This window comes from Xanthomonas sp. DAR33341 (genome assembly GCF_003992815.1).
GTDB lineage: Bacteria > Pseudomonadota > Gammaproteobacteria > Xanthomonadales > Xanthomonadaceae > Xanthomonas > Xanthomonas cissicola.
Genome location: NZ_QEYV01000037.1, coordinates 55,350 through 79,064 on the forward strand (window position 1 = coordinate 55,350; position 23,715 = coordinate 79,064).

At 64.3% G+C, this 23,715-nt stretch carries 18 protein-coding genes and 1 tRNA gene; 10 read left to right on the top strand and 9 right to left on the bottom strand.

What is annotated here, in order from left to right; translation table 11 throughout:
- Positions 1 to 178: 178 nt before the first annotated feature.
- The 3 genes from EO156_RS18780 to EO156_RS18790 all read right to left on the bottom strand — a co-directional run bounded on the left by EO156_RS18780 (position 179) and on the right by EO156_RS18790 (position 2,875).
- On the bottom strand, positions 179 to 1,747 hold the full coding sequence (locus EO156_RS18780) for a SulP family inorganic anion transporter (protein WP_008572157.1): 1,569 nt from the start codon (positions 1,745 to 1,747) through the stop codon (positions 179 to 181).
- 11 nt (positions 1,748 to 1,758) lie between these two features.
- The gene (locus EO156_RS18785; protein WP_005913808.1) at positions 1,759 to 2,439 is read right to left on the bottom strand and encodes a carbonic anhydrase; all 681 of its coding nucleotides are present in this window, start codon (positions 2,437 to 2,439) and stop codon (positions 1,759 to 1,761) included.
- A gap of 115 nt (positions 2,440 to 2,554) precedes the next feature.
- Positions 2,555 to 2,875: a hypothetical protein gene (locus EO156_RS18790; RefSeq protein WP_003487163.1), complete on the bottom strand. Its 321-nt coding sequence runs from the start codon at positions 2,873 to 2,875 to the stop codon at positions 2,555 to 2,557.
- 336 nt (positions 2,876 to 3,211) lie between these two features.
- Between EO156_RS18790 and EO156_RS18795 the strand changes: the two genes are divergently transcribed.
- The 9 genes from EO156_RS18795 (at position 3,212) to rnt (ending at position 12,177) form a co-directional block, all read left to right on the top strand.
- Positions 3,212 to 4,462 (top strand): OprO/OprP family phosphate-selective porin, encoded by a 1,251-nt coding sequence (locus tag EO156_RS18795; protein ID WP_016850248.1) that lies wholly within the window; start codon positions 3,212 to 3,214, stop codon positions 4,460 to 4,462.
- A 187-nt stretch (positions 4,463 to 4,649) separates the two neighbouring features.
- Positions 4,650 to 5,669: a phosphate ABC transporter substrate-binding protein PstS gene (gene pstS, locus EO156_RS18800; RefSeq protein WP_003487159.1), complete on the top strand. Its 1,020-nt coding sequence runs from the start codon at positions 4,650 to 4,652 to the stop codon at positions 5,667 to 5,669.
- A gap of 350 nt (positions 5,670 to 6,019) precedes the next feature.
- Positions 6,020 to 7,111, top strand: coding sequence for a phosphate ABC transporter substrate-binding protein PstS (gene pstS, locus EO156_RS18805; RefSeq protein ID WP_005913801.1), 1,092 nt, complete (start codon positions 6,020 to 6,022; stop codon positions 7,109 to 7,111).
- 112 nt (positions 7,112 to 7,223) lie between these two features.
- Positions 7,224 to 8,198 (top strand): phosphate ABC transporter permease subunit PstC, encoded by a 975-nt coding sequence (pstC, locus tag EO156_RS18810; RefSeq protein WP_003487154.1) that lies wholly within the window; start codon positions 7,224 to 7,226, stop codon positions 8,196 to 8,198.
- Positions 8,198 to 9,067 carry a phosphate ABC transporter permease PstA gene (gene pstA / locus EO156_RS18815; protein ID WP_005913799.1) on the top strand — a complete coding sequence of 290 codons (870 nt, stop codon included), beginning with the start codon at positions 8,198 to 8,200 and terminating at the stop codon, positions 9,065 to 9,067. The genes pstC and pstA overlap by 1 nt, the downstream gene beginning before the upstream one ends.
- A 22-nt stretch (positions 9,068 to 9,089) precedes the next feature.
- Positions 9,090 to 9,920, top strand: a complete 831-nt coding sequence (pstB, locus tag EO156_RS18820; protein WP_005913798.1) for a phosphate ABC transporter ATP-binding protein PstB — start codon at positions 9,090 to 9,092, stop codon at positions 9,918 to 9,920.
- A gap of 128 nt (positions 9,921 to 10,048) precedes the next feature.
- Complete coding sequence (gene phoU, locus EO156_RS18825; protein WP_003487149.1) at positions 10,049 to 10,759, top strand: phosphate signaling complex protein PhoU; 711 nt, start codon at positions 10,049 to 10,051, stop codon at positions 10,757 to 10,759.
- Between the two features lie 110 nt (positions 10,760 to 10,869).
- Positions 10,870 to 11,277 carry an RcnB family protein gene (locus EO156_RS18830; protein WP_026007047.1) on the top strand — a complete coding sequence of 136 codons (408 nt, stop codon included), beginning with the start codon at positions 10,870 to 10,872 and terminating at the stop codon, positions 11,275 to 11,277.
- A gap of 258 nt (positions 11,278 to 11,535) precedes the next feature.
- On the top strand, positions 11,536 to 12,177 hold the full coding sequence (rnt, locus tag EO156_RS18835; protein ID WP_078585866.1) for a ribonuclease T: 642 nt from the start codon (positions 11,536 to 11,538) through the stop codon (positions 12,175 to 12,177).
- 177 nt (positions 12,178 to 12,354) lie between these two features.
- Here rnt and EO156_RS18840 read toward each other — a convergent pair whose 3' ends face one another.
- The 4 genes from EO156_RS18840 to rnr all read right to left on the bottom strand — a co-directional run bounded on the left by EO156_RS18840 (position 12,355) and on the right by rnr (position 20,007).
- Entirely contained in the window at positions 12,355 to 15,390 is a 3,036-nt protein-coding gene (locus tag EO156_RS18840; protein ID WP_026007046.1) for a ligand-binding sensor domain-containing diguanylate cyclase, read from the bottom strand.
- 263 nt (positions 15,391 to 15,653) lie between these two features.
- Entirely contained in the window at positions 15,654 to 16,403 is a 750-nt protein-coding gene (gene rlmB / locus EO156_RS18845; protein ID WP_003487142.1) for a 23S rRNA (guanosine(2251)-2'-O)-methyltransferase RlmB, read from the bottom strand.
- Positions 16,404 to 16,714: 311 nt separating this feature from the next.
- Positions 16,715 to 17,188 carry a GFA family protein gene (locus tag EO156_RS18850; RefSeq protein WP_033482677.1) on the bottom strand — a complete coding sequence of 158 codons (474 nt, stop codon included), beginning with the start codon at positions 17,186 to 17,188 and terminating at the stop codon, positions 16,715 to 16,717.
- A 281-nt stretch (positions 17,189 to 17,469) separates the two neighbouring features.
- Positions 17,470 to 20,007, bottom strand: a complete 2,538-nt coding sequence (rnr, locus tag EO156_RS18855) for a ribonuclease R (RefSeq protein ID WP_029828666.1) — start codon at positions 20,005 to 20,007, stop codon at positions 17,470 to 17,472.
- A 121-nt stretch (positions 20,008 to 20,128) separates the two neighbouring features.
- On the opposite strand from rnr, the gene EO156_RS18860 reads away from it, so the two are divergent.
- Positions 20,129 to 20,215 (top strand) — tRNA-Leu (locus tag EO156_RS18860).
- A gap of 314 nt (positions 20,216 to 20,529) precedes the next feature.
- Here the strand turns inward: EO156_RS18860 and EO156_RS18865 are convergent.
- Together EO156_RS18865 and EO156_RS18885 are read right to left on the bottom strand one after the other, a co-directional pair.
- Positions 20,530 to 22,053: a platelet-activating factor acetylhydrolase IB subunit gene (locus tag EO156_RS18865; protein ID WP_170828819.1), complete on the bottom strand. Its 1,524-nt coding sequence runs from the start codon at positions 22,051 to 22,053 to the stop codon at positions 20,530 to 20,532.
- Positions 22,054 to 22,520: 467 nt separating this feature from the next.
- On the bottom strand, positions 22,521 to 23,702 hold the full coding sequence (locus tag EO156_RS18885; protein ID WP_029828661.1) for an acyl-CoA dehydrogenase family protein: 1,182 nt from the start codon (positions 23,700 to 23,702) through the stop codon (positions 22,521 to 22,523).
- Positions 23,703 to 23,715: the final 13 nt, after the last annotated feature.

Consider the following 23,715-nt stretch of genomic DNA (forward strand, 5'->3'; position numbering starts at 1 on the left):
ACGACGCAACCGCGCGCCCTGATCCACGCGCAGCAACCGCAAAGCCGCAAGCTTTTACGAATCCCGAATCCCCACTCGCGCCAAAAAAAATCGTGACCGGATGATGCGTCGTTCGGCGCCATGCATCATCCGATCACGATGGGGTCACCCGGCGCGAACGCCGGGCGTTTACGACACTTTACGCAGCTTTCGCCTGCTCGACGCGCTGTTCCACCAGCACGCCATCCACCGTGGGCTGACCTTCGACACGTCGATCCAGTTCCTTCCAGTCCACCACCAGTTCGCAGCCGCGCGAGGCCGCATTGCGGCTCCAGTCGCGCAACAACTCGATGCAGGCATGATCGACGTGGTGCAGCTTGGCCACATCTAGATGCAGCGCAGTGTTCGGCGGCACGCTTTCCAGCGTACGTGCCATCGCCGGCACCTTCAGGAAGGTGGCCGAACCCTGCAGGGTCAGATGCATTTCGTCCTTCTTGTCGGCGTGCTCGCGCACCTCCACCTTCAAACGCGAAGAATGCAGTGCCAGACGGAACAGCGACAGACCGAAGCCGATCAGCACGCCGGTCAGCAGGTCGGTAGCCACGATCGCGAAGGTGGTCGCCAGGTAGATCGCAGCCGTTCCGCGGCCGTAGGTCGCCAGTTCCTTGACCTGCCCGATCTTGATCATCTTCACGCCGGTATAGACCAGGATGCCAGCCAGACACGCCACCGGCGTCATCCGCAACAGCCACGGCAACAGCATGGCGAACACCAGCAGCCAGCTGCCGTGCAGGATGGTCGATGCACGCGTTGCCGCACCGGCCTGCACATTGGCCGCGCTGCGCACGATCACGCCGGTCATCGGCAAAGCACCCAGGAAGCCGCAGAGCATATTGCCCACGCCCTGCGCCGCCAGCTCACGGTCGTATTGCGTCCGTGCGCCCTGATGCATACGGTCCACCGCTGCCGCCGACAGCAGGGTTTCGGCGCTGGCGATGAAGGCGAAGGTCACAGCCGAGACCAGCAAGGTGTGGTTGAACACGCCAAAGATGTCGGAAATGCTGGGGATGCTGATCGCAGAGAACAGATTGGTCGGCACGTCGACCTTGTTGACATTCAAGCCCTGCAACTGCACGGTCGCCGTGACAACCACCACCGCGATCAATGCACCCGGCAGAAACCGCAGACGCTGCGGGCGCAGCTTGTCCCAAGCCAGGATGATGCCGATCGTCGCCAGACCCACGAACAGCGCATTACGGCCGGTCCCCTCGCTGATGGCCTGCCACAACACGCCAGGCAATGCGGCGAAGTTTTCCAGACCGCGTGCCTTGGGCGCGGCATCCATCAACACGTGCGCCTGCGAGGCCACGATCAGGATGCCGATGCCCGACAACATGCCGGCCACCACGGCCGGCGATGTCATCCGGAACCAGACGCCTGCGCGGCACAGACCGGCAATCAGCTGAATCGCACCGGCCACCAAGATCACCGGCCCGAGCGCAACAGCGCCGTGCTCCCGGACCAGTTCGAACACCAACACAGCCAGGCCGGCGGCCGGCCCGCTCACCTGCAGCGGGGAACCCGCCAGAAAACCGACGACCAGACCACCAACGATGCCGGTGATCAGACCTGCGGCGGGCGGCATGCCGGATGCGATCGCGATACCCATGCACAGCGGCAGCGCGACAAGGAAGACCACCACGGACGCCAATAAATCACGCCCAAACAGTCCCTGACGGAAATATCCGCCGATACCTGATGTGTTCATGGCAGGCTCCGTCAGGCGAGTTCAGCGCGCACGACTTGCTGCAGTCGCGGGCGTGGAGTGGCTTCGGGGGTGCTTTCGGCCAGCAGTGGCCGGAAGCCACCCTTCTCGGCATCGAAGGCGCGGATCTCCCCGTGGGCGATGTCGTAGATCCAGCCGTGGATACGCAAGGTGCCTGCCGCCAGGCGCGCTGCCACCACCGGCTGCGTGCGCAGATGGTCCAGCTGCGAGACCACGTTCTCTTCGGTCATGCAGTTCAGCGCATCCGGGCTCTGTGGATCGTGCCCGTGATGCGCGGTGACATGACGCGCCGCATCGGTGTGCTTGAGCCACGCTGCCACGGAGGGCACGTCTTCCAGCGACTCCGGCTTGAGCACGGCCTTCATCGCGCCACAATCGGTATGCCCGCAGATCACGATGTGCCGCACGCCCAGCACAGCGATGGCGTATTCGATCGCCGCCACCACGCCGCTGACGTGCTGAGAGTAAGGCGGCACCACATTGCCGATATTGCGATAGACGAACAGTTCGCCTGGCTGTGCGGAGAAGATCAGCTCCGGCATGACGCGCGAATCTGCGCAGGTGATGAACAGCGTATGCGGGCTCTGGCCGCCCGCCAGCTCCTGAAAGCGCGCACTCTGGCGCGGATAGACTTCCTTACGGAAATGACGAAAACCTTCTAGCAAACTTTCCATGGGAGATTCCTCTAGGCAACGAATAGCCGTCCGCGGCGCACGCCGCGAATTGCAAAGACAAACAAATCAGGTAGGAATCCGGCGCCGAACGCACCGGGTGCAGCGACAGCGGGGATCAGCCAAGCAGTGCGTTTGGAGGACGCAGCTGTGGAATCAGGTCGCGTTTTTGATTTGCCGGCGCGTGATGCGCATGCCAAGAGGGGGAATACCGCGCCAGCATCGGCCATGCTTGGGAGAGCAAGGGGATATCGTCTGCAGGCTGTGTGTCGACTTGGCTCTGTGTATCGCCGTCGTCCTGCGGATCTTCAACTGCATCGCGTTCTTCGCCAGCATCCACCATGACCGCCAAGCCGTCGCCCACGAACGCATCCTGCATGCGCGCGTGCGCATTGGCTGCCGACCACGCGGAGAGCGCGAGCAGGCAGACCAACAGCAATTGGAGGAATCGAGGAAACATGGCCTCGAAGCTAACAATTCTGACGTCGCGTATGCAAGTGGTGCGCCGCACAAACTGACGCATGTGTTCAGGCTGGCGTGGCTCTAGTTCAGGCCGTCAGCGGCGCAGCTTGCAAATTCAAGGATTTGGGTCGGCGCGCGGCGCTGTCATAAACCATTGCCGTTCAGCTTTTTGACACACGATGACATAGTTTAAACACACGTAAACTCTTGTCTTTATTGACAAAAATTACTTATTACGTTTCTGTTGTTTTGTCACATTAACGCAACCTTCACACCCTAGCCTGCGCCCACTTTCTCAGGTCGCAAGGCATCTATGAAACTCGCTCCCACCCTGCTTGGTTCCGCGCTGCTGCTGGCACTGGCCGCTCCTGCAGCACATGCCGAGATCGCCATCGATGTAATCGGCGGTTCGGAAATCTCGCTGGAAGGCCTGGTCCAGGCCGACGGCAACTGGTTCCACAACGATGTGCAGGACCTCAATGGTCCGATCGGTGCCAATGGCGACAATTCCGAATTCAGCATCCGGCGCGCCGAGCTGGTCCTCAAGGGCAAGGGCCCGGGCAACTTCGAATGGGTCGCCGGCTATGACCCGAGCGTGCTGAAGGAAGTCACCATCCGTGGCACCACCATTCGCAGCACCGGCCGCTTCCTGGATAACAACATCAAGTACAAGTTTGGCGGCAACGCGAACAACTACCTGCAGATCGGCCAGTTCAAGCAGCCCAACAGCCTGGAAGAACTGTCCAGCACCAAGAACAACGACTTCGTGTCGAAGGCGTCGGTGACGAACACCTATGGCATCTCGCGCCGGTTGGGCGTGGCCTATGGCATGGGCGACAACAATTGGAGCGTGACCGCCAGTGCATTCGGCCGCGAGCTGACCCGTAACCAGGCGCACGGCAACGGCTATGGCGCGCGTGGCACCTGGGCGCCAATCAACGAGACTGGCAATGTGCTGCACTTCGGCCTGAGCTACCTGGCCTACGACACCGACGACGACACCTTGCGCCTGCGCGCACGCCCCGACGCGGACCTGACCACGGTTCGCCTGATCGACAGCGGCGCCATCACCAATGTGGACGACGTCGGCGTGGCCGGTGCCGAGGCGATGTGGATCACCGGGCCGTTCAAACTGCAGAGCGAGTACTTCCAGGAAAACGCCAACCGCATCGGTGCCAATGCGCACGACTACAAGAGCGACGGCTGGTACGTGAGCGGCGTCTGGAACCTCACCGGCGAAACCTGGGGCTACAAGGCGGGCGTGCCGACCACCCCGCTACCCAACGAGCCGGCATCGGGCATGTGGCAGCTGGCGGTGCGCTACGACACCCTCGACCTCAACGACGGCCACCTGGTCGCCAACGGCAACACGCCGTTCGTCGATGGCGTGCTGGGCGGCAAGATGAACATCTGGACGGTCGGCGCCAACTGGTACTGGCGCTCCAATTTCAAGTTCGCGCTGGACTACGCCAAGGTCGACAGCACCCGCTACAACAGCAGCACGCGCGGCCTGGTCGACGACAATCCGTCGATCATCGAAGCACGCGCGCAGTTTTACTGGTAAGTGCGTCGCTGCCGCGTGCGCTCGGTCGAGGCACGCGGTGGCAGCCGCCACTTCCTGCCGGCCCGAACATCCGACGGCGCAACGCCGTCATCGGCCTGTCATGTCCCAGACACCGCATGGTCATGCCGTTGCCCTGCAATGGCACCACGGCGGGACGTCCTCATCCCTTCGCTACAGGAGCTGTTCCGTGATCCACTCCTTCAAGACCCGTCTGGCCGTCGGCGTGCTCGCCGCTTCGCTGGCACTGTGCGCCCAGGCTGCCGACGTCACCGGTGCCGGTGCGTCGTTCATCTACCCGGTAATGTCCAAGTGGTCGGCCGACTACAACGCGGCCACCAAGAAGCAGGTCAACTACCAATCGATCGGTTCGGGCGGCGGCATTGCCCAGATCAAGGCGGCCAGCGTGGACTTCGGCTCTTCCGATGCCCCGCTCAAGCCGGAAGAACTGGCCGCTGCCGGCCTGGCGCAGTTTCCCTCGGTGATCGGCGGCGTGGTACCGGTGGTCAACGTGCCGGGCATTGCCGCCGGTACGCTCAAGCTGGACGGCAAGACCCTGGGCGACATCTTCCTGGGCAAGGTCAGCACCTGGAACGACCCGGCCATCGCCGCGCTCAACCCGGGCGTGAAACTGCCGGAAGGCAAGATCACCGTGGTGCACCGCTCCGACGGCTCGGGCACCAGCTTCAACTTCACCAACTACCTCTCCAAGGTCAACCCGGACTGGAAGGGCAAGGTCGGCGAAGGCACGGCGGTGCAGTGGCCGACCGGCATCGGCGGCAAGGGCAACGAGGGCGTGGCTGCCTACGTGAAGCAGATCAAGGGCGGCATCGGCTATGTCGAGCTGTCGTACGCGCTGCAGAACAAGATGGCCTACACCGCAATGAAGAACGCGGCCGGCAAGTTCGTGCAGCCGTCGGATGAAACCTTCGCCGCCGCTGCCAACAGCGCCGACTGGGGCACGGCCAAGGACTTCTATCTGGTGATGACCAACGCGGCCGGCGATAACGCCTGGCCGATCACGGCGACCAACTTCATCCTGGTGCAGAAAAAGCCGAAGAATCCGGCTGGACTGAAGAACACGCTGGAATTCTTCCGCTGGGTCTACACCAAGGGCGATGCGCAGGCCAAACAGTTGGACTACGTGCCGCTGCCGGACACGCTGGTGACCCAGATCGAGGCGTACTGGGCCAAGAATCTGCCGCACTAAGAGTACGGCGCAGGCCTCTGCTGCAGCGGCTTGGTGGGGCAAGCCATGCTCTAAAACGGCATGGGCCGTTGTCTGGTCCATGCCGGCGAGCCGCCCGCCCACCTGAACTGGCAATGGGCGCCGTGCACTAGGGCCTGGCAGCAAGCACGAAAACGCGTGAAGGAACGATGCCGTCTCTCTCCCCGGCGTCGGCGCCGGGACGCGGATCCCGGAGGGTGCAACGCCCTCCGTGGTCCGCGTCTTTTTTTGTGATGCGTTGGCCAGAAGGCGCTGTCATGCGGGTGTAACAAAAACATCATTTCATAGTGTGGTCTGCCGGAGACACCGGCCAATCCAGCCTCGGAGCTTCCATGAAATTGCAGTCGGCCAGCCTGACCGCCCTGTCCCTCACCATTGCCCTCGCCCTGGCCGCGTGCTCGCCCGGCAAGGACGCGCAGTCCGCAGACGCCGCAAAGGGCGCGCCAGCCGCAGGCGCCGCCGCCAGCGACAGCAAGGGCGCTGAAATTTCCGGCGCCGGTGCTTCCTTCATCTATCCGCTGGTGTCCAAGTGGTCGGCCGACTACAACGCCGCCACCGGCAACAAGGTCAACTATCAGTCGATCGGCTCCGGCGGCGGCATTGCGCAGATCAAGGCCGGCACGGTGGATTTCGGTTCGACCGACAAGCCACTGGACAGCGCCGAACTGCAACAGGCTGGCCTGGGGCAGTTCCCGTCCGCCATCGGCGGCGTGGTACCGGTGGTGAATCTGGAAGGCATCGCGCCGGGCAAGCTGCGCCTGACCGGCGCCCTGCTGGGCGACATCTTCCTGGGCAAGGTCACGATGTGGAACGACGCGGCCATTGTCGCGGCCAACCCGGGCGTGACCCTGCCCGCCACCAAGATCAACCTGGTGCATCGCTCGGATGGTTCGGGCACCACCTTCAACTTCTCCAACTACCTGTCCAAGGTCAGCCCGGAGTGGAAGAGCAAGGTCGGCGAAGGCACCTCGGTGCAGTGGCCGGGTGGCGTGGGCGGCAAGGGCAACGAGGGCGTTGCGTCGTACGTGCAGCAGATCAAGGGCTCGATCGGCTATGTCGAGCTTGCCTACGCACTGCAGAACAAGATGCCGTACACCTCGCTGCAGAACGCGGCCGGCCAATGGATCGAGCCGAATGCGGAAAGCTTTGCCGCCGCCGCTGCCAGCGCCGACTGGGCCAACGCCCGTGACTTCAATCTGGTGATCACCAATGCGCCGGGCGAGAAGGCATGGCCGATCACCGCGACCAACTTCATGTTGATGCACAAGCAGCCCAAGGACGCCGCGCGCAGCAAGGCGACGCTGGACTTCTTCAAGTGGGCGCTGGAAAACGGCCAGGCCCAGGCCAGCGAATTGCACTACGTGCCGCTGCCGCCGGAGCTGGTGAAGCAGATCGAAGCCTACTGGGGCAGCGAGTTCAAGTAATGCCCTGCACCCGCCCATGCGGCGGGCTGCGCTGCGGCGAGGTACCTGAAGGTGCCTCGCCGTTCCTGCTGTCTCACGCTCCCGCCGTTGCGCGGGTGACGAGTCCAATCGAATGAATGCCACCGCCATTCCCGAAGCGATGACCGCGCCACGCGGCCGCGACCTGCGCGACGCACGCGCCGATCGCCTGTTCAAGCTTGCGCTGGCCGCTACGGTCGTTTTCGTCCTGTTGGCGCTCGGCAGCGCGGCGCTGTCGATGCTGTGGGGCGGACGCCATGCCTTGCAGATGCAGGGCCTGAGTTTCTTCTATTCGGCCGACTGGAATCCGGTCGAAAACAAATACGGTGCGCTGGCACCCATCTACGGCACCCTGGTCACCGCGGTCATCGCGATGCTGATTGCGGTGCCGGTGAGTTTCGGTATCGCGTTCTTTCTGACCGAGGTGGCGCCGCGCTGGCTGCGTGGCCCGGTCGGCACCGCCATCGAACTGCTGGCCGGCATCCCGTCGATCATCTACGGCATGTGGGGCCTGTTCGTGCTGGTGCCGGTGATGACCGAGCACGTCACACCATGGCTCAACGATCATCTCGGCACGCTGCCGCTGATCGGCCCGTTGTTTCAGGGCCCGCCGTTGGGCATCGGCCTGCTGACCGCCGGCTTCGTGCTGGCAATCATGGTGATTCCCTTCATCTCCTCGGTGATGCGCGAAGTGTTTTTGACCGTGCCCACGCGCTTGAAGGAATCGGCATACGCGCTGGGCTCCACCAAGTGGGAAGTGAGCTGGGACATCGTGCTGCCCTACACCCGCTCTGCGGTGATCGGCGGTGTGTTCCTGGGTCTGGGACGTGCGCTGGGCGAAACCATGGCGGTGGCCTTCGTGGTCGGTAACACGGTGCGCCTGTCGCCGTCGCTGCTGGAGCCCGGCACCACCATCGCGGCGTTGATCGCCAACGATTTCGGCGAGGCCACTGAAACCTATCGGTCGGCATTGCTGCTGCTGGGCTTTGTGTTGTTCATCGTGACCTTCATCGTGCTGGCCATCGCGCGCTTCATGCTCATGCAGCTGTCGCGTCGGGAGGGCAACTGATGTCCGCCGCTTCGGTGTCGCAATCGCTGTACAACCGCCGCCGGGTCACCAACGCCATCGCGTTGCTGCTCTCGTGCGTCACTGCATTGTTTGGTCTGTTCTTCCTGGCCTGGATCCTGTGGACGCTGGTGTCCAAGGGCGTGCCGGGCATCGATCTCAACCTGTTTACCAAGATGACGCCGCCGCCGATGCAGGAAGGCGGCCTGCTCAACGCCTTTTTCGGCAGTGCGGTGATGTGCGGGCTGGCACTGGCGATCGGCACGCCGCTGGGCATCGCTGCAGGCACCTGGCTCGCCGAGTACGGCAACGCGCGCAAGGCCGGCGTGGTGGTGCGCTTCGTCAACGACATCCTGTTGTCGGCGCCATCGATCGTGCTGGGCCTGTTCGTCTACACCTTGTACGTGATGCAGACCGGCGGACGCTTTTCGGCATTCGCCGGTGCGCTGTCGCTGGCTTTCATCGTGCTGCCGGTGGTGGTGCGCACCACCGACGAAATGCTGCGGTTGGTGCCGGCGCAGATGCGGGAAGCGGCATTGTCGCTGGGCATTCCCCAGTGGAAAGTCACGGTGCAGGTGCTGTACCGCAGCGCCTCGGCAGGCATCGTCACCGGCGTGCTGCTGGCGCTGGCGCGCATCAGCGGCGAAACCGCACCGCTGCTGTTCACCGCATTCGGCAACCAGTACTGGAACAGCAACATCTTCCAGCCGATGGCCAGCGTGCCGGTGATCATGAATCAATTCGCCGGCAGCCCGTACGACACCTGGCAGACGCTGGCCTGGGCCGGCGCGCTGGTGCTGACCGTGTTCGTGTTGCTGGTCAGCCTGGGCGCGCGCGCCCTGCTCTTGCGCAACAAGATCTCCAATGACTGACCTTTCCTTCCGGACACCCGACATGAACGATCTCCAAAACGCCAAGCCGATGCATCGCATCGCTGTCCCGGCCGCCACGGGGGCGCCGACGGCGCAGGCGCCGGTGAAGGTGGCCGCACGCAATCTGGATTTCTATTACGACAAGTACCACGCGCTCAAGAGCATCAACATCGAGATCCCCGAAAAGCGCGTCACTGCGCTGATCGGTCCCTCCGGCTGCGGTAAGTCGACCTTGCTGCGCATCTTCAACCGCATCTACGCGCTGTATCCGAAGATGGAAGCGCGCGGCGAGGTATTGCTGGACAACGAAAACATCCTGTCGCCGAAGTACCCGATGAACCGCCTGCGCAGCAAGGTGGGCATGGTGTTCCAGAAGCCGGTGCCGTTTCCGATGACCATCTTCGAAAACGTGGCCTACGGCATCCGCCACCACGAAAAACTGTCCAAAGCCGACATGCAGAACCGCGTCGAGCAGGCCTTGCGCCAAGGCGCGCTGTGGGACGAGGTCAAGGACAAGCTGGGGCAGAGCGCGCTGGGTCTTTCCGGTGGCCAGCAGCAGCGCCTGTGCATCGCACGTGCGGTAGCGCTGCGCCCGGATGTGTTGTTGCTGGACGAACCGACATCCGCGCTGGACCCGATTTCCACCAGCCGGATCGAACAGTTGGTGGAAGAGCTCAAGCGCGACTACACCATCGTGATCGTCACCCACAACATGCAGCAGGCCGCGCGCGTGTCCGACTACACCGCCTTCATGTACCTGGGCGATCTGATCGAGCATGACCGCACCGAAACCATTTTTTCGCAGCCGTCCAAGCAACAGACCGAGGACTACATCACCGGCCGCTTCGGTTGATGTAAGGCGCGCCAGCGCAACGCCGCATTGACGCAGTTCCGCCACACCGCCCGGCACGACATTTGCATCATGTGCCATGTCGCCAAGGTTACGGCGGACATCCACCACTGCCACGAATCGAGATCACGATGAACCAGCACCTCAACGACCATATCGTCAAAAGCTACGACGAGGAGCAGCACCGTCTCGTCGCCGAGATCGTGCGCATGGGCGAGACGGCGGTGGCGCAGCTGGAAGCCGCACTGGATGTGGTGGAGCGTCGCGATGACAATGCCGCGCACCGCATCGTGGTCAACGACGAGGCGATCGATGCGCTGGAGCACGCGATCAGCCACGACGTGATGCGACTTGCATTGCGCGGCCCGATGGCGCGCGATCTGCGCGAAATTCTTGCAGGCCTGCGGATTCCGGCCGATATCGAACGTATCGGCGATTACGCGGCCAACGTGGCCAAGCGCTCGATCGCGCTCAATTCCGCACCGCCGCTGCCGCAGACCGTGGGCCTGCGCGCGCTCGGCCAGATGGCGGCCGATGCGGTGCGAGAAGCCGTACAGGCGTATCGCAACAAGGATGCCGATGCGGCGATCCGTGTCCGCGACGAAGATGCGCGCCTGGATGCGCAGTACACCGCGTTGTTCCGCGAGCTGCTCACCTACATGATGGAAGACCCGCGCAATATCACCCCGTGTACGCATCTGCTGTTCATGGCAAAGAATCTGGAACGCATTGGCGACCACGCCACCAACATCGCCGAGAACGTGTGGTTCCTGGTGCATGGCGAACAACCCTTGCCTCCGCGCGTGAAGCGCGACGACACCAGCAGTACCGGCGTCGTCTAGACCCCGGCAGCGCTGCCGTGAGGCGCCGGAACGCCTTCTCATTACGTATTCAGCTTGAAACTTCTACCGTGCAGGTGCACAGGCATTTCCTGTGACCCAGGAGTCCGCTGATGAAACGCTTCGTTGGATCTTTCATGGCCTTGACGCTGCTGACCTCTGGCGCAGCGTTTGCAGCGCCGCAGCAGCACGACCTCGATCACGACCGTGACCGCAACGCGCATCGTCACGACGACCATGGCCCTGATCGCCATGACGACCATCGCGACGAGAGGCATGACGACAGGCGCGACGATCGCCGCAAGGCGGATCACGACGATCACCGCAACGACCGGCGCGGCCCGCCGTATCGTCGCGGCGAGCGGCTGGCGCCGGACCATCGTGGCAGCCGCGTTGCCGACTACCACAAGCACCATCTCAAGCCGCCGCCGCGTGGACACGAATGGCGTCGCGTGGATAACACGTACGTGCTGATCGCAGTGGCCACCGGGCTGATCACCAGCGTCGTCGCTGGGCACTAAGCGCTCGCTCACCGTGTCGTCAGTGAGGCCCGGTCCGTGGCAACGCGGATCGGGCTTCTCCTATTTGGTGTGGGGGCGACCGACGCATATGGTCCACAGCCGCCCGGTTCGAAAAAAATGCTCGCCAACACGGGGCGATCGTGCGCGCCAACGGCATGGTGTTAGGTCATGCACCGGGTGATGCGGGCCGCAGCCGCCGCAGGTATGAATCTGCAAGCCTGCAGCCAAGGCAGAGCCCGACGTGCGACCTGCTAGGCTATGCGGATGAACGAACCGGTCGATGCACAGCCTGCCCCCTCCTTTTTGCCGATGTCGCGCCGCTTTCGTGGCTATCTGCCCGTGGTGGTGGACGTAGAAACCGGCGGGTTCGACTGGAACAAGCACGCACTGCTGGAGATCGCTTGCGTGCCGATCGAAATGGGTGCCGACGGACGCTTCTTTCCCGGCGAGACCGCCAGCGCACACCTGGTGCCGGCGCCCGGGCTGGAGATCGACCCGAAGTCGCTGGAAATCACCGGTATCGTGCTCGACCATCCATTCCGATTCGCGAAGCAGGAAAAGGACGCGCTCGACGATGTGTTCGCGCCGGTGCGCGCAGCAGTGAAGAAATACGGCTGCCAGCGCGCAATCCTGGTCGGCCACAACGCGCATTTCGATCTGAATTTTCTCAACGCGGCCGTGGCGCGCGTGGGCCACAAACGCAACCCGTTTCATCCCTTCAGCGTGTTCGACACGGTGACGTTGGCCGGCGTGGCCTACGGCCAGACCGTGCTGGCACGCGCCGCCCAGGCCGCAGGCCTGGACTGGAATGCAGCCGACGCCCACAGCGCGGTCTACGACACCGAACAGACCGCACGCCTGTTCTGCAAGATCGCCAACGCCTGGCCCGGGCCGGTTTGAGTTGGGGAATCGGGAATCGGGAATCGGGAATCGGGAATCGCAAGAGCTTTGCACAGGTGGCACTCTAAGGTGGCGCGCCAGTAGCGCATCTACCTCCTCTGCCTGCGGGCACTTTCTCCCGCAGGAGGAGGAATGTCTGCACTGCTGTTGCGACTCCCGAATCCCGATTCCCCGCCCCTAACCCACGCAGATCCGGTCGCGCCCGGCGCTCTTGGCCTCGTACAAGGCGTGATCGGCGCGCTGCATCAGCGACGAGCCGGTGTCTTCGTCGCGCAGTGCGGCAACACCGGCGCTGAAGGTCACCTGCAAGCCCTCGACGCTGCCCCAGTTGTGACGGGAATGGAAGAGCGCGCGGATGCGCAAGCAAAGTGCCTGTGCCTCGTCCAGCGTGGTGTCGGCCAATAGCAGCGCGAATTCTTCGCCGCCCAGGCGTGCCGGCAGATCCGAGGCGCGCGCGGCCGCCGTGAGAAGCACCCCCACCTCGTGCAGGACCGCATCGCCGCTGGCGTGCGAATAATGGTCGTTGATGCGCTTGAAGTGATCGATATCCAGAATCGCCAGCACCAGCGGGCGCGCACTGCGCCGTGCACGGCTGATATCGCGCGCCAGCGCTTCGTCGAAATGGCGACGGTTGGGTAGCCCGGTCAACGCATCTTCGTGCGCCTGACGCTCGAACACGTCGGACTTGATACGCAAACGCGTCAATAGCTCGCTCTTTTCCTGGTTGGCCTGCAGCAAGCGCTGCGCCTGCCGTTGCAGGTCCTCGGTGCGCTTGCGCACCAGCTCGGCCAGGCGCGCGTTATGGGTCTTGTAGCGATGCAGCAACACGCGATACAGCAAGGCCAGCAACAAGAGCGTCCCCAGCGCCGCGGCCAAGCGCACATCCTGGCGTTGCCACCACAGCGGCAATACCTCGAACGCCCACACCGCTTCGTGCGGGCTCCATGCCCCGCCCGGATGGCGCGCAGCCACGTGCAGACGATACCTGCCCGGCGGCAGGCCGATGAATTCCACGCTGCGCTGCCGGCCGCGCTCGGTCCAGCTAGCGTCCAGACCCTCCAGTCGGGTGCGGTACTCGATTCGCTCCGGCAGCAGAAAGCTCATGCCGACGTAGGACACGTTCAAGCGATGCCCGCCAGCCAGTTGTGCGCGCTGGCGCCACACCAACGGCTGGCCATCCTGCTGCACATTCTCGATCACTGCCGGCGGCGGGCGACGTTCGCGAAAGCGCTGCAGGCGTGAGGGGTCGACCCTGCTCACGCCGCCAGCTGTCACTACCCACACCGTGCCGTCGGCACGCCGCAGCAGGCTGGGGCCGGAACTGCCGTTGGCCTGCGCATTGCCCATGCCATCGATCTCGCCATAGCGTTCGATCGCGAGCGTGCCGTGCCCGTCGGCAACGGCATTAAGGGTCTTAAGTTCGGTACGCAGCACACCGCGATTGCTGCTGATCCATACATTGCCACGCCGGTCGTCGATGAGCTGGAACACCGTATCCACCGGCATACCCTGCTCCAGACCCACGCGTGCAAGCACGCCATTGCGCTCGCGATACAGGCCGCGATCGGTCGCGATCCACATGGCATCGCCGATGGGCTGAAAACCGAACACGCTGCGCGCGCCGCCCAGTTTTTCCAGATTCAACTGGCGCAGCTTGCCGTTGCGTAGCACTGCCGCACCATCGACCGAACCGATCCACAACGCACCATCGACGCTGGCCAATGCGGTCACCACGCTGACAGGCAGGCCTTCGATGGCCAACGGCGCGCGCCTGCCATCCACTAGCTGCGCCACGCCACGCTGGGTTGCCAGCCACACCGAATCGTGGTCGTCGATCACGATCGCGCGGATATGCCCGCCGGGAATGCCCTCGGCCTCGCCGTAATGGCGCAGCACGCGCCCAGCGCGCAACACGAAGACGCCATCGGCATAGGTGCCCACCCAAAGATCGCCGTGCCGGTCCAGCGCCAGACTGAGCACCGAAAGGCGTCGCCCGGAGGGTGTGACCACCGGCACCGGCACGATGCGCCCGTCCGGCAGCATCCGGTCCAGGCCGGCGGTTCCGGCGATCCACAGACTGCCGTCGCGGTCTTCCAACATGGCGCGGCTGTAGTCGCCGCTTAATCCATCGCGCTGGCTGTAGCTGCTGAATAGGGTCTCGCGCAGCCGGAACAGACCGCCGTTGGCGCCGACCCAGATACTGCCTTCTGCGTCCTCACGCAGGCTGACGATGCGTCCGGTCGGCAGGCTGCGACCGGCCGGCAGCTGCTCCACGCCGTACGGCCCGATCCGCAGCAGCCCCTGGTTTTCGCTGCCCAGCCACAGATCGCCGCGGCGATCCTGCAGCATCGCGGTGAAGTGGCCCTGCCCCGGCACCCGATGCACCAGCTCGGCGCGCTCGCCCTGCAGGCGATACAGCTGATCGCCCGCAACCACCCACACCGTGCCGTCCGTTGCGCGATACGGCCATGCCAACCCCGGTGGAAACCCGAATGCAGCCGGCGCGCGGTGCATGCGCCCATCCGGTTCGCGGTAGATCAATCCATCGAAGGTGCCGATCAACAAGCGCCCCCGCGCATCGAACACCATGCGCGGAAAGCTGCTCTGCAGTGGCGCGTCATCGCGCGGCGGGAAATAGTCGAAGTGCCCATCCGGCCACAGGCAGCCCAGCCCATGCCCTTCGAACAACAGCCACATGCGGCCTTCAGCGTCCATGGTCATGGCATGGATCAACGCCTGCGGCCACTGCCCCTGCCGCTGCCACTGCCGCCATTGCCCATCGGCAGCATGCCGGACCAGGTTGCCGCGTGCATCGCTCAGCCACAGCGCGCCATCGCGATCTACGTAGAGTGCGCCGACGCCGTTATCGGGCAGCCCAGGGCGCGTGCTGCGGTCGATCACGCTGAATTCCAGCCCGTTGTAGCGCACCAGGCCTTCCCAGGTTGCAAACCACAGATACCCGTCGCGGGTCTGGGCGATGTCGCGCAAGGAGTTGTGCGGCAGCCCGTTGCGCGAACTCCAGCTATCGACGGCGTAATCGCGCAAGCGTGCCGTTCCGGCCGGTGAGGCAACCGCAACAAGCGAACACAGCGCCAACAGCAGGCAGGCGCCGACACCGAACCAGCGCTGCTGCTGTCTATTTCTTCGTCGTGCTGACGCCTGGACGCCGCAACTGCTCTCGCCTGTTTGCCAGGCGCCCACCCCATCGTTCATCACACACAACGCGCCGTTCGCTGGCGATATGGTAGGCAAAAACGCCGCGCGGCGTTCGACGATGGAAGCGCAGCTCTGGAAAGCCTTGCTGCAACTCCCTGCGCGTGGGTCAGGCCACTGTCTGCGAGCTGCATCTGCGCGGAACATTGCGCAGATGCCCATCGGCACTGCCACGATCAAGAATTGGAGCTGATGTGCATCGCGTAACGCGCGTGCGATACCCAGGCCGGCACGCCTGCGCTCGCGCCTGATGCACGCAGGCGTTAGGCGCCCAGGCGCTGGCGCACGGCCTCGAACAAGGTCACACCGGTCGCGACCGACACATTGAGGCTTTCGATTTCGCCGGGCATCGGGATCTTGACCAGGCCGTCGCAGTGCTCGCGGGTGAGACGGCGCAGGCCATCGGCCTCGCCACCCAGAACCAGCCCGACATTGCCGCGCAGATCCACGCTGTACAACGAAGCCTCTGCTTCGCCGGCCAAGCCATACAGCCACACCCCCTGCTTCTGCAGGTCGCGCAGGCAGCGCGCCAGGTTGGTCACCGCCACCACCGGAATACGGTCGGCGGCACCGGCGGAGGTTTTGCGCACGGTGGCGTTCACCGTGGCCGACTTGTCCTTGGGAATCACCACCGCGGTGACCCCGGCCGCTGCCGCACTGCGCAGGCAAGCGCCAAGGTTGTGCGGGTCCTGCACGCCATCGAGGATCAGCACCAGCGCGCGCCCTGCGGCGGCCTCGACCAGCCCTTCCAGCTCGTTCTCGGCCCACAGCCGCGCGGCGGCATAGCGCGCGGCCACGCCCTGATGGCGCACCTGCCCGCCAACACCGTCAAGCGCCTGGGTGTTGACCCGGCGCACGTCGATACCCTTGCGGCGCGCCTGTTCCTCGATCTCGGTCAGGCGCGGATTCTTGCTACCGGCTTCGATCAAGACCTCGCGCACGTTGTCGGCGTCGTTCTCGACGGACGAGGCGACAGCGTTGACGCCGACGATCCACTGGTTCTGCTTGCTCATTGCGCGGGCATACGAAGAGGTAAAGAGGGAATGGTAGGGCCTGCGGCCTGTCACGTCACGGCCGGTGCATGGGAGCCCGGGCGATGCCAGCGAAGCGTTGCTGCAAGGGGCACCGGTGCTGGACGCGCAGCGCCCGGGGCCAATGGCGCGCCTGCAGTGAACGCATGCTGGCCGTGCAACCCATCGTGCCGATGGAAGCCTGCCATATCGTGCACCAGCGCGTCTTGGCGCGGCGAGACGGCCGCGAGCGAGGTGATACCGTCACTGCTCGCATGCCGCGATCAGTAGCACAACCAAACCAGGGCGACTTCTCACGCGGGCCAATGCGCAGTGTCGTGATCCGGATGCTGCCGCGACACCACGCTGGCCAAAAACGCCTCCGCGGCGGCATCGTCTTCGGGTGGACGCGTGGGTAGATGCGCCAACCTATCGACGAAGGGCAGCTTGCGATCCAACCCATACTGGATATGCGGCGGCAACCGCTCCGGCGTGTCGAAGGCACCTGCTGCAACCGAGATCCCGTCGGGTGCCTCATAAGTCAATGGCGTGCCGCAATCGGCGCAAAACCCGCGCTGCACGACCGTCGACGATGCAAAGCGCTTGGGCTCGCCACGGGTCCAGCGAAACTCGGTGCCTCGCACAGACACCAGCGGCGCGTAATACGCGCCGAATGCTTTCTGACACATGCGGCAGTGGCAGATGGAAGCGTCCACCAACGCACCACGCACATGAAACCGCACCGCCCCGCACTGGCAGCCGCCGCTGTATTCGTTTGAAGTGTCCATGCCCTGCTCCGCGTCAGTCTGTTACGGACACCATTGCAGACCCACACACCTGCAACGGCCCCACCTGCCTCTATGACAGCTAATAACACGACTGCGCTCACCACCAAGCGGACGCGGCCGGTAGCGGGATTGGGAATCGGCCGGAAACGCCGGCACGCTGCGATGGATCAGCGCCATCTGCACCCATCCGACGACTCTCGCTACATGTTAGTGGCTGCTCTTGCCACCACTAAACGTGCTGCGGGCTGCCATTTCGATCGCCCGCAGCATGGTCCTGCAGCTCAGTACGATTTCTTCTTGCGCTTGGTCGGCTTCTCGCGCGGCGGCAGCGGCGCTTCGGGCGCCCCGCCATTTTCGTCGGCCAGGCGGAAATCGATCTTGCGCTCTTCCATGCTGGCCTTGAGCACCAGCACACGCACCGGGTCGCCGAGGCGGAACTCGCGGCCACGGCGCTCGCCGCTGAGCGTCTTGCGAATCGGATCGAACTGGTAATAGTCCTGCGGCAGCTGCGTGACGTGCACCAGGCCGTTGACCTTGGACTGCGTCAACTCCACGAACAGGCCAAATCCGGTCACACCGCTGATCACGCCATCGAACTGGCCACCGACGTGCTTTTCCATCCACGCTGCGCGGTAGCGCTCGTCCACTTCGCGCTCGGCTTCATCGGCACGCCGTCCGCGCTCGGAGCATTGCAATGCCAGCGCCGCCATCTGACGCGGGGTATAGATGAATGTCTGCGGGCTGGCGCCGGTCAGTGCGTGCTTGATTGCGCGGTGTACCAACAGATCCGGGTAACGCCGAATCGGCGAGGTGAAATGCGCGTATGCCTCCAACGCCAGACCGAAATGGCCGTTGTTCTCCGGCGAATACACCGCCAGGCTTTGGCTGCGCAGCAACACCGATTCCAGCAGCGCCGCATCCGGGCGCGCGCGCACCTTCTTCAGCAGCTTGGTGTAGTCGCCGGGTCGCACCTTGCTCCATGCCGGCAAGCTCAGCTGGAATTCCTTGAGGAACTCCAGCAGGTCTTCGTACTTGCTCTCCGGCGGGCGCTCATGCACACGGTAGGGCGCGGGCACATGCACGCTCAGCAGGTAGCGCGCCGCCTCGACGTTGGCGGCGATCATGCATTCTTCGATGAGCTTGTGGGCATCGTTGCGCACCAGCATGCCGGCCTGGGTGACTTCGCCGGTATTGTCCAGCACGAAGCGCACTTCGGAGGTTTCGAACTCGATTGCGCCGCGCTGCGTGCGCGCCTTCGACAGCAGGTGATACAGCTGATGCAGGCGCTGCACTTGCGGCAGCAACGGACCAATAAAGGCCTTGGTATCCGCATCGTCTTCGCCCACCGCCTTCCAGACCTGGTTATAGGTCAGGCGTGCGTGCGAATTCATCACCGCTTCGTAAAAACGCGAGCCGGTCACTTCGCCATCGCGCCCCACCTGCATGTCGCAGACGAAACACATGCGGTCGACCTTGGGCATCAGCGAGCAGATGCCGTTGGACAGCGTTTCCGGCAGCATCGGCACCACGAACCCGGGGAAATACACCGAGGTGGCGCGCTTTTGCGCTTCGTCGTCCAGCGGCGTCCCGGGACGCACATAGTTGGACACGTCGGCGATTGCCACCACCAGACGGAAGCCGTCGGCGTTGGGTTCGCAATACACCGCGTCGTCGAAATCCTTGGCGTCTTCGCCATCGATGGTGACCAGTGGCATCTGCCGCAGGTCCACGCGCCCGCCGATCATCTGCGGCTCGACCACCAACGGCACGGCCGCCGCTTCGTCCAGTACTTCTTGCGGAAATTCGTGCGGTAATTCATGGCCGTGGATGGCCATTTCCACGACCAGCGACGGCGTCAGCTTGTCGCCCAGCACCGCGATGATCTTGCCGATCGCCGGGCGGCGCGCGTCCGGCGGGGCGATCAGTTCGCAGACCACCAATTGGCCTTCGCGTGCCTCGCCGATACCGTCCGGGGCGATCTGCACATTGCGCTGGATGCGCTTGTCGTCGGGGTCGACGTAAGCCACGCCGTGCTCATAGAAGAAGCGCCCCAGCATGCGCGACATGCCACGCTCGAGCACGCGCGCAATGGCGCCTTCGCGACGGCCGCGGCGATCGATGCCGGTGACATTGGCGAGCGCGCGGTCGCCATGCATGACCTTGCGCATTTCGAACGGTGGCAGGAACAGATCGTCGCCGCCCTCGTCGGGTTTGAGGAAACCAAACCCCTCCGGATTGGCGATGACCACGCCGGCGATCAGGCTGGTCTGCTGCACCGGCGCATAACCGCCGCGGCGGTTCTGCACCAGCTGTGCTTCGCGCACCATCGCAGCCAGGCGCTTGCCCAGCGCGTCGATGCGATCGCTCAGATTGAGCTGCTCGGCAATTTCTTCGGCGGTCTGCGGACCGTCGCAGGCTTCCAGCAACTGCAGGATCGCCTCGCGGCTGGCGATCGGCTCGGCATACCGAAGAGCCTCGCGCTCGGCATGCGGATCCTTGAATTCGGCAGCCGCGGGCGCGGCGGTCTGGAAGCGTTCCGGCGGCGGCGCAGACGGGCCACTCTTGCGCGGATGCGGAGCGCGCGGCGCAGGCGGCGCAGGCGGCGCGGTCGCCGGCTGTGGCGAGGCTTTGGAGGCGTTGGATGCTTTGTCGGCAGCGCGCTTGTTGGCGGACCTGGTCGATGCGCCGGCTGCGGCACGGACCAGGAAGTCTGGCATCCAGCCCGGCAACTTCTGCTGTTCGGCAGCGCTGGAATCGCCTGCGCCGGTGGATTTGCGGCGACTCGGCCGATCGGAATCTGGGGTTTTTTTCTTTGTCATTGCTTACATGGTACTGCGTGGCGCGGCGAGATGGGCAGCAAGGCCGGCGCGACCGCCGACGATTGCCGCACAGAAACCATTGACAAGCCTGCCGGGAGCCTGCAAAATTCGCGGCTCACCTGCCCAGGTGGCGGAATTGGTAGACGCACTAGCTTCAGGTGCTAGCGGGGGCAACTTCGTGGAGGTTCGAGTCCTCTTCTGGGCACCAGTTTAAAAAGACCTCCGAGCAATCGGGGGTCTTCTGGTTTCTGCGGCTCGAAAATGCAGTGCTCTGTACTCGATCGCCGCGCCGAGCCCTTGCCGGCACCTCGACCCGGGCTCGCTTTCCTGGCGTCGGACGCGGCAGATAGCCTCGCTTGAGCCCGTCGGCCGTCATCACGCTCCACGCGGAATGTGGGCCCGCGCAATGCTAAAAACCAAACGCGACTGTCGGCACGCACAACGCAGCAGCGCGCGGGCGGCCGCAGTGCCACACTCACCAGCCGCGCTCGCCTTTCGACGAACGCGCGCGCGCCGCCCCCGTCACGGCGCAGCGGTAATTCCTGCCTCGCGCAGCGCCCGTGCCCAGATGCGGTAGCCGGATTCGCTGGGATGGGTGCCATCGGGCATCAGCGCTTCGGGCAGCGTGCCGTCGGGCTGCAGCAGCCTGGGGCCGATATCGACCAACTGCACCGCCGGATCCTTGGCATAGCGCGCGACCAGCAGCCGGTTTGTCTCGGCGATCGGCGCGCGCCGCGCATCGTCGGGGTTGCGGCCACGCGGCATGATCGCCATCAGGATCAGCTTGCTGTTGGGCAGGCGGCGGCGCACCTCACTCACCACCGCCTGCACACCCAACGCCGCTTCAGCCGGGGTACTGGCGCGCGATTGCGCCGTGCCGCTGAGATTGTTGGTGCCGAGATGCAGCACCACCCAGCGCGGGTCCAGACCATCGAGTTCGCCCTGGCGGATGCGCCACAGCACATTTTGCGTGCGGTCCCAGCCGAAGCCCAGATTCAGTACCGGCCGCATGCCATACAACCATTGCCACGATTCGGGGCCACTGACGCGCGTGGCCTGCGGCGGCCCAGACCAGAAATGGGTGATCGAGTCGCCGATCATCACTACCTCCGGCTTCAGGCTGCGCGCGATGGCCAGCGCTGCGTGGTGGCGTGCGTACCAGTCGTAGGAATCCTGCTCCAGCCAGTCGACCGGCATCAGCGAGGTCGCCGCGTCACGGCCGAGTTCGGCCACCGGCTTGACCGGCGGCTCGCCCAGCAGCCGCGCGAGCGTGGGCTCGATCGCTTCGGCCAGCATGCGCTGCCCCCGCGTGTCCGGATGCAAGGCACCGGCCGCCGGACGGAACCGGGTGTCGTAAAACAGCTCGGTGCGCAGCTTGCCGCCGCGCTGGAAGACCGAGCTCACATCCAGATAGGTCACGCGTGGGTTGTCGCCGTAACGCACGGCCAGGCCCTGATTGATCTGCGCATCGCGCCGCGATTTTTCGCTGGAGAGATCGCTGGGCAACACACTCAGCAGCAGGATGTGCGTGCGCGGCAGCTTTTGCTCGATCGCTGCGACCACCGCATCGATACCGAGTTGGGTCTGCTCGGCGGTTTGACCGAGATGGCCGGTGTTATTGGTGCCGATCAGCACCAGCGCGACCTTCGGCTGCAGCCCGTCGACTTCGCCATTGGCCAGCCGCCACAACACGTTTTCGGTGCCGTCGCCACTGAAACCCAGGTTGAGTGCGCCGCGGCTACCGTAGAAGGTTTGCCAGGTCGGCTGGAAGTCTTCGTCCGGCGCCTTGGCTTTTTCGTAGTTTTGGGTGATCGAATCGCCGATCAGCAGCAATTTGGCATCCGGGTGCTGCTTGACCTGTTCCAGCACCTGGGCATGCCGCTGCGCCCACCAGGACTCCTGCAGGCGATCGGTCGGCACGATCGACGGTGGCGGCGTTTGCGCGCTTGCCATCGTGCAGAACAGCAGCAGCCCCCAGCACCAAAGCGTATGTGCAAAGCCGGAGCGTGAAACACGGAACCAAGCAGCGTGCGAAGACCGGGACATGCGCGCACCAGACACGGGAGAGGCGTCGATTGTGGTCCGCGCCTGCAACGCAGGACAAGCGTTGGCGTAGCCGCCCTTGGTGATCACAACGCACTGCAGCAAGCGGTCGGACCTTGCCGCATCGCTGCGACCCGAGCGCGCTCCAGCGTTGCCGCGTATAGCGGCAGCGCGGGAGCGCGGCAAGACCTCAACGCAAGCCAGTCTCGCCTCGCGCAATCACCAGGCGCTGGATTTCCGAGGTGCCCTCGCAGATTTCGGTGATCTTTGCATCGCGGAGAGCGCTCCAGCGTTGCCGCGCGTGGCGGCAGCGCTGGAGCGCGGTCGACTTCAGCGCAAGCCAGTCTCGCCGCGCGCAATCACCAGGCGCTGGATTTCCGAGGTGCCCTCGTAGATTTCGGTGATCTTTGCATCGCGGAGAGCGCTCCAGCGTTGCCGCGCGTGGCGGCAGCGCTGGAGCGCGGTCGACTTCAGCGCAAGCCAGTCTCGCCGCGCGCAATCACCAGGCGCTGGATTTCCGAGGTGCCCTCGTAGATTTCGGTGATCTTTGCATCGCGAAAGTAGCGCTCCAGCGGCATTTCTTTCGAATACCCCATGCCGCCATGGATTTGCACGGCCTGATGGGTGATCCACATCGCCGCCTCGGATGCAGTGAGCTTGGCCACTGCCGCTTCGGTGCCGAACTTCTGCCCCTGCCCTTTCAACCACGCGGCGCGCAGCGTCAGCAGCAGCGCTGCATCCAGCTTGCACTTCATGTCGGCGATCTTGGCCTGGGTCATCTGGAACGTGCCGATCGCCGCGCCGAATGCCTTGCGCTCCTTGACGTAGGCCAGCGTGGCCTCATAAGCCGCACGTGCAATCCCGACCGCTTGCGAGGCAATACCGATGCGCCCGGCGTCCAGAACGCTCATCGCAGTCTTGAAGCCCTCGCCTTCCACGCCCAGCACTTCATCGGGCTGCGCAACGTAATCGGCAAACTCGATTTCGCAGGTGGCCGAGGCGCGAATGCCGAGCTTGGGCTCGGTCTTGCCGCGATGAAAACCGGCGCGATCGGTGTCGACCATGAACGCAGTGATGCCGCGCGAACCCTTGTCCGGCTCGGTCATTGCAAACAAGACGATGTACTTGGCCACCGGGCCGGAGGTGATCCAGCTCTTCTTGCCGTTGATGAGGAAGCTGCCATCGGCCTGCTTGACCGCGCGGCAGCGCATTGCCGAGGCATCCGAGCCGGACTGCGGCTCGGTCAGCGCGAACGCACCGATGTGCGCGCCTTCGGCGATCGCGCGCACGTAGAGCTGCTTTTGCGCTTCGCTGCCGTTCTTCAGAATACCGGTGCAAAACAGCGAGTTGTTGACCGAAACGATGGTGGAATGCGCGCCGTCGGCCGCGGCGATTTCGATCATCGCCAGCGCGTAGCTGATCGGGTCCATGCCGGCGCCGCCGTATTCGACCGGCACCTCGATGCCCATCAGGCCGTTTTCGCCCAACAGGCGGATATTTTCGAGCGGGAATTCGCCGCTACGGTCGAATTGCTCGGCGCTGGGCGCGATCTTTTCCTGCGCGATGCGGCGCGCCACATCCTGGATCATTAATTGTTCTTCGGTGAAGCTGAAATCCACGTCGCACCCCTTCAGGCCTGAGCTGAGCCCCATTGTAGCGCCAACC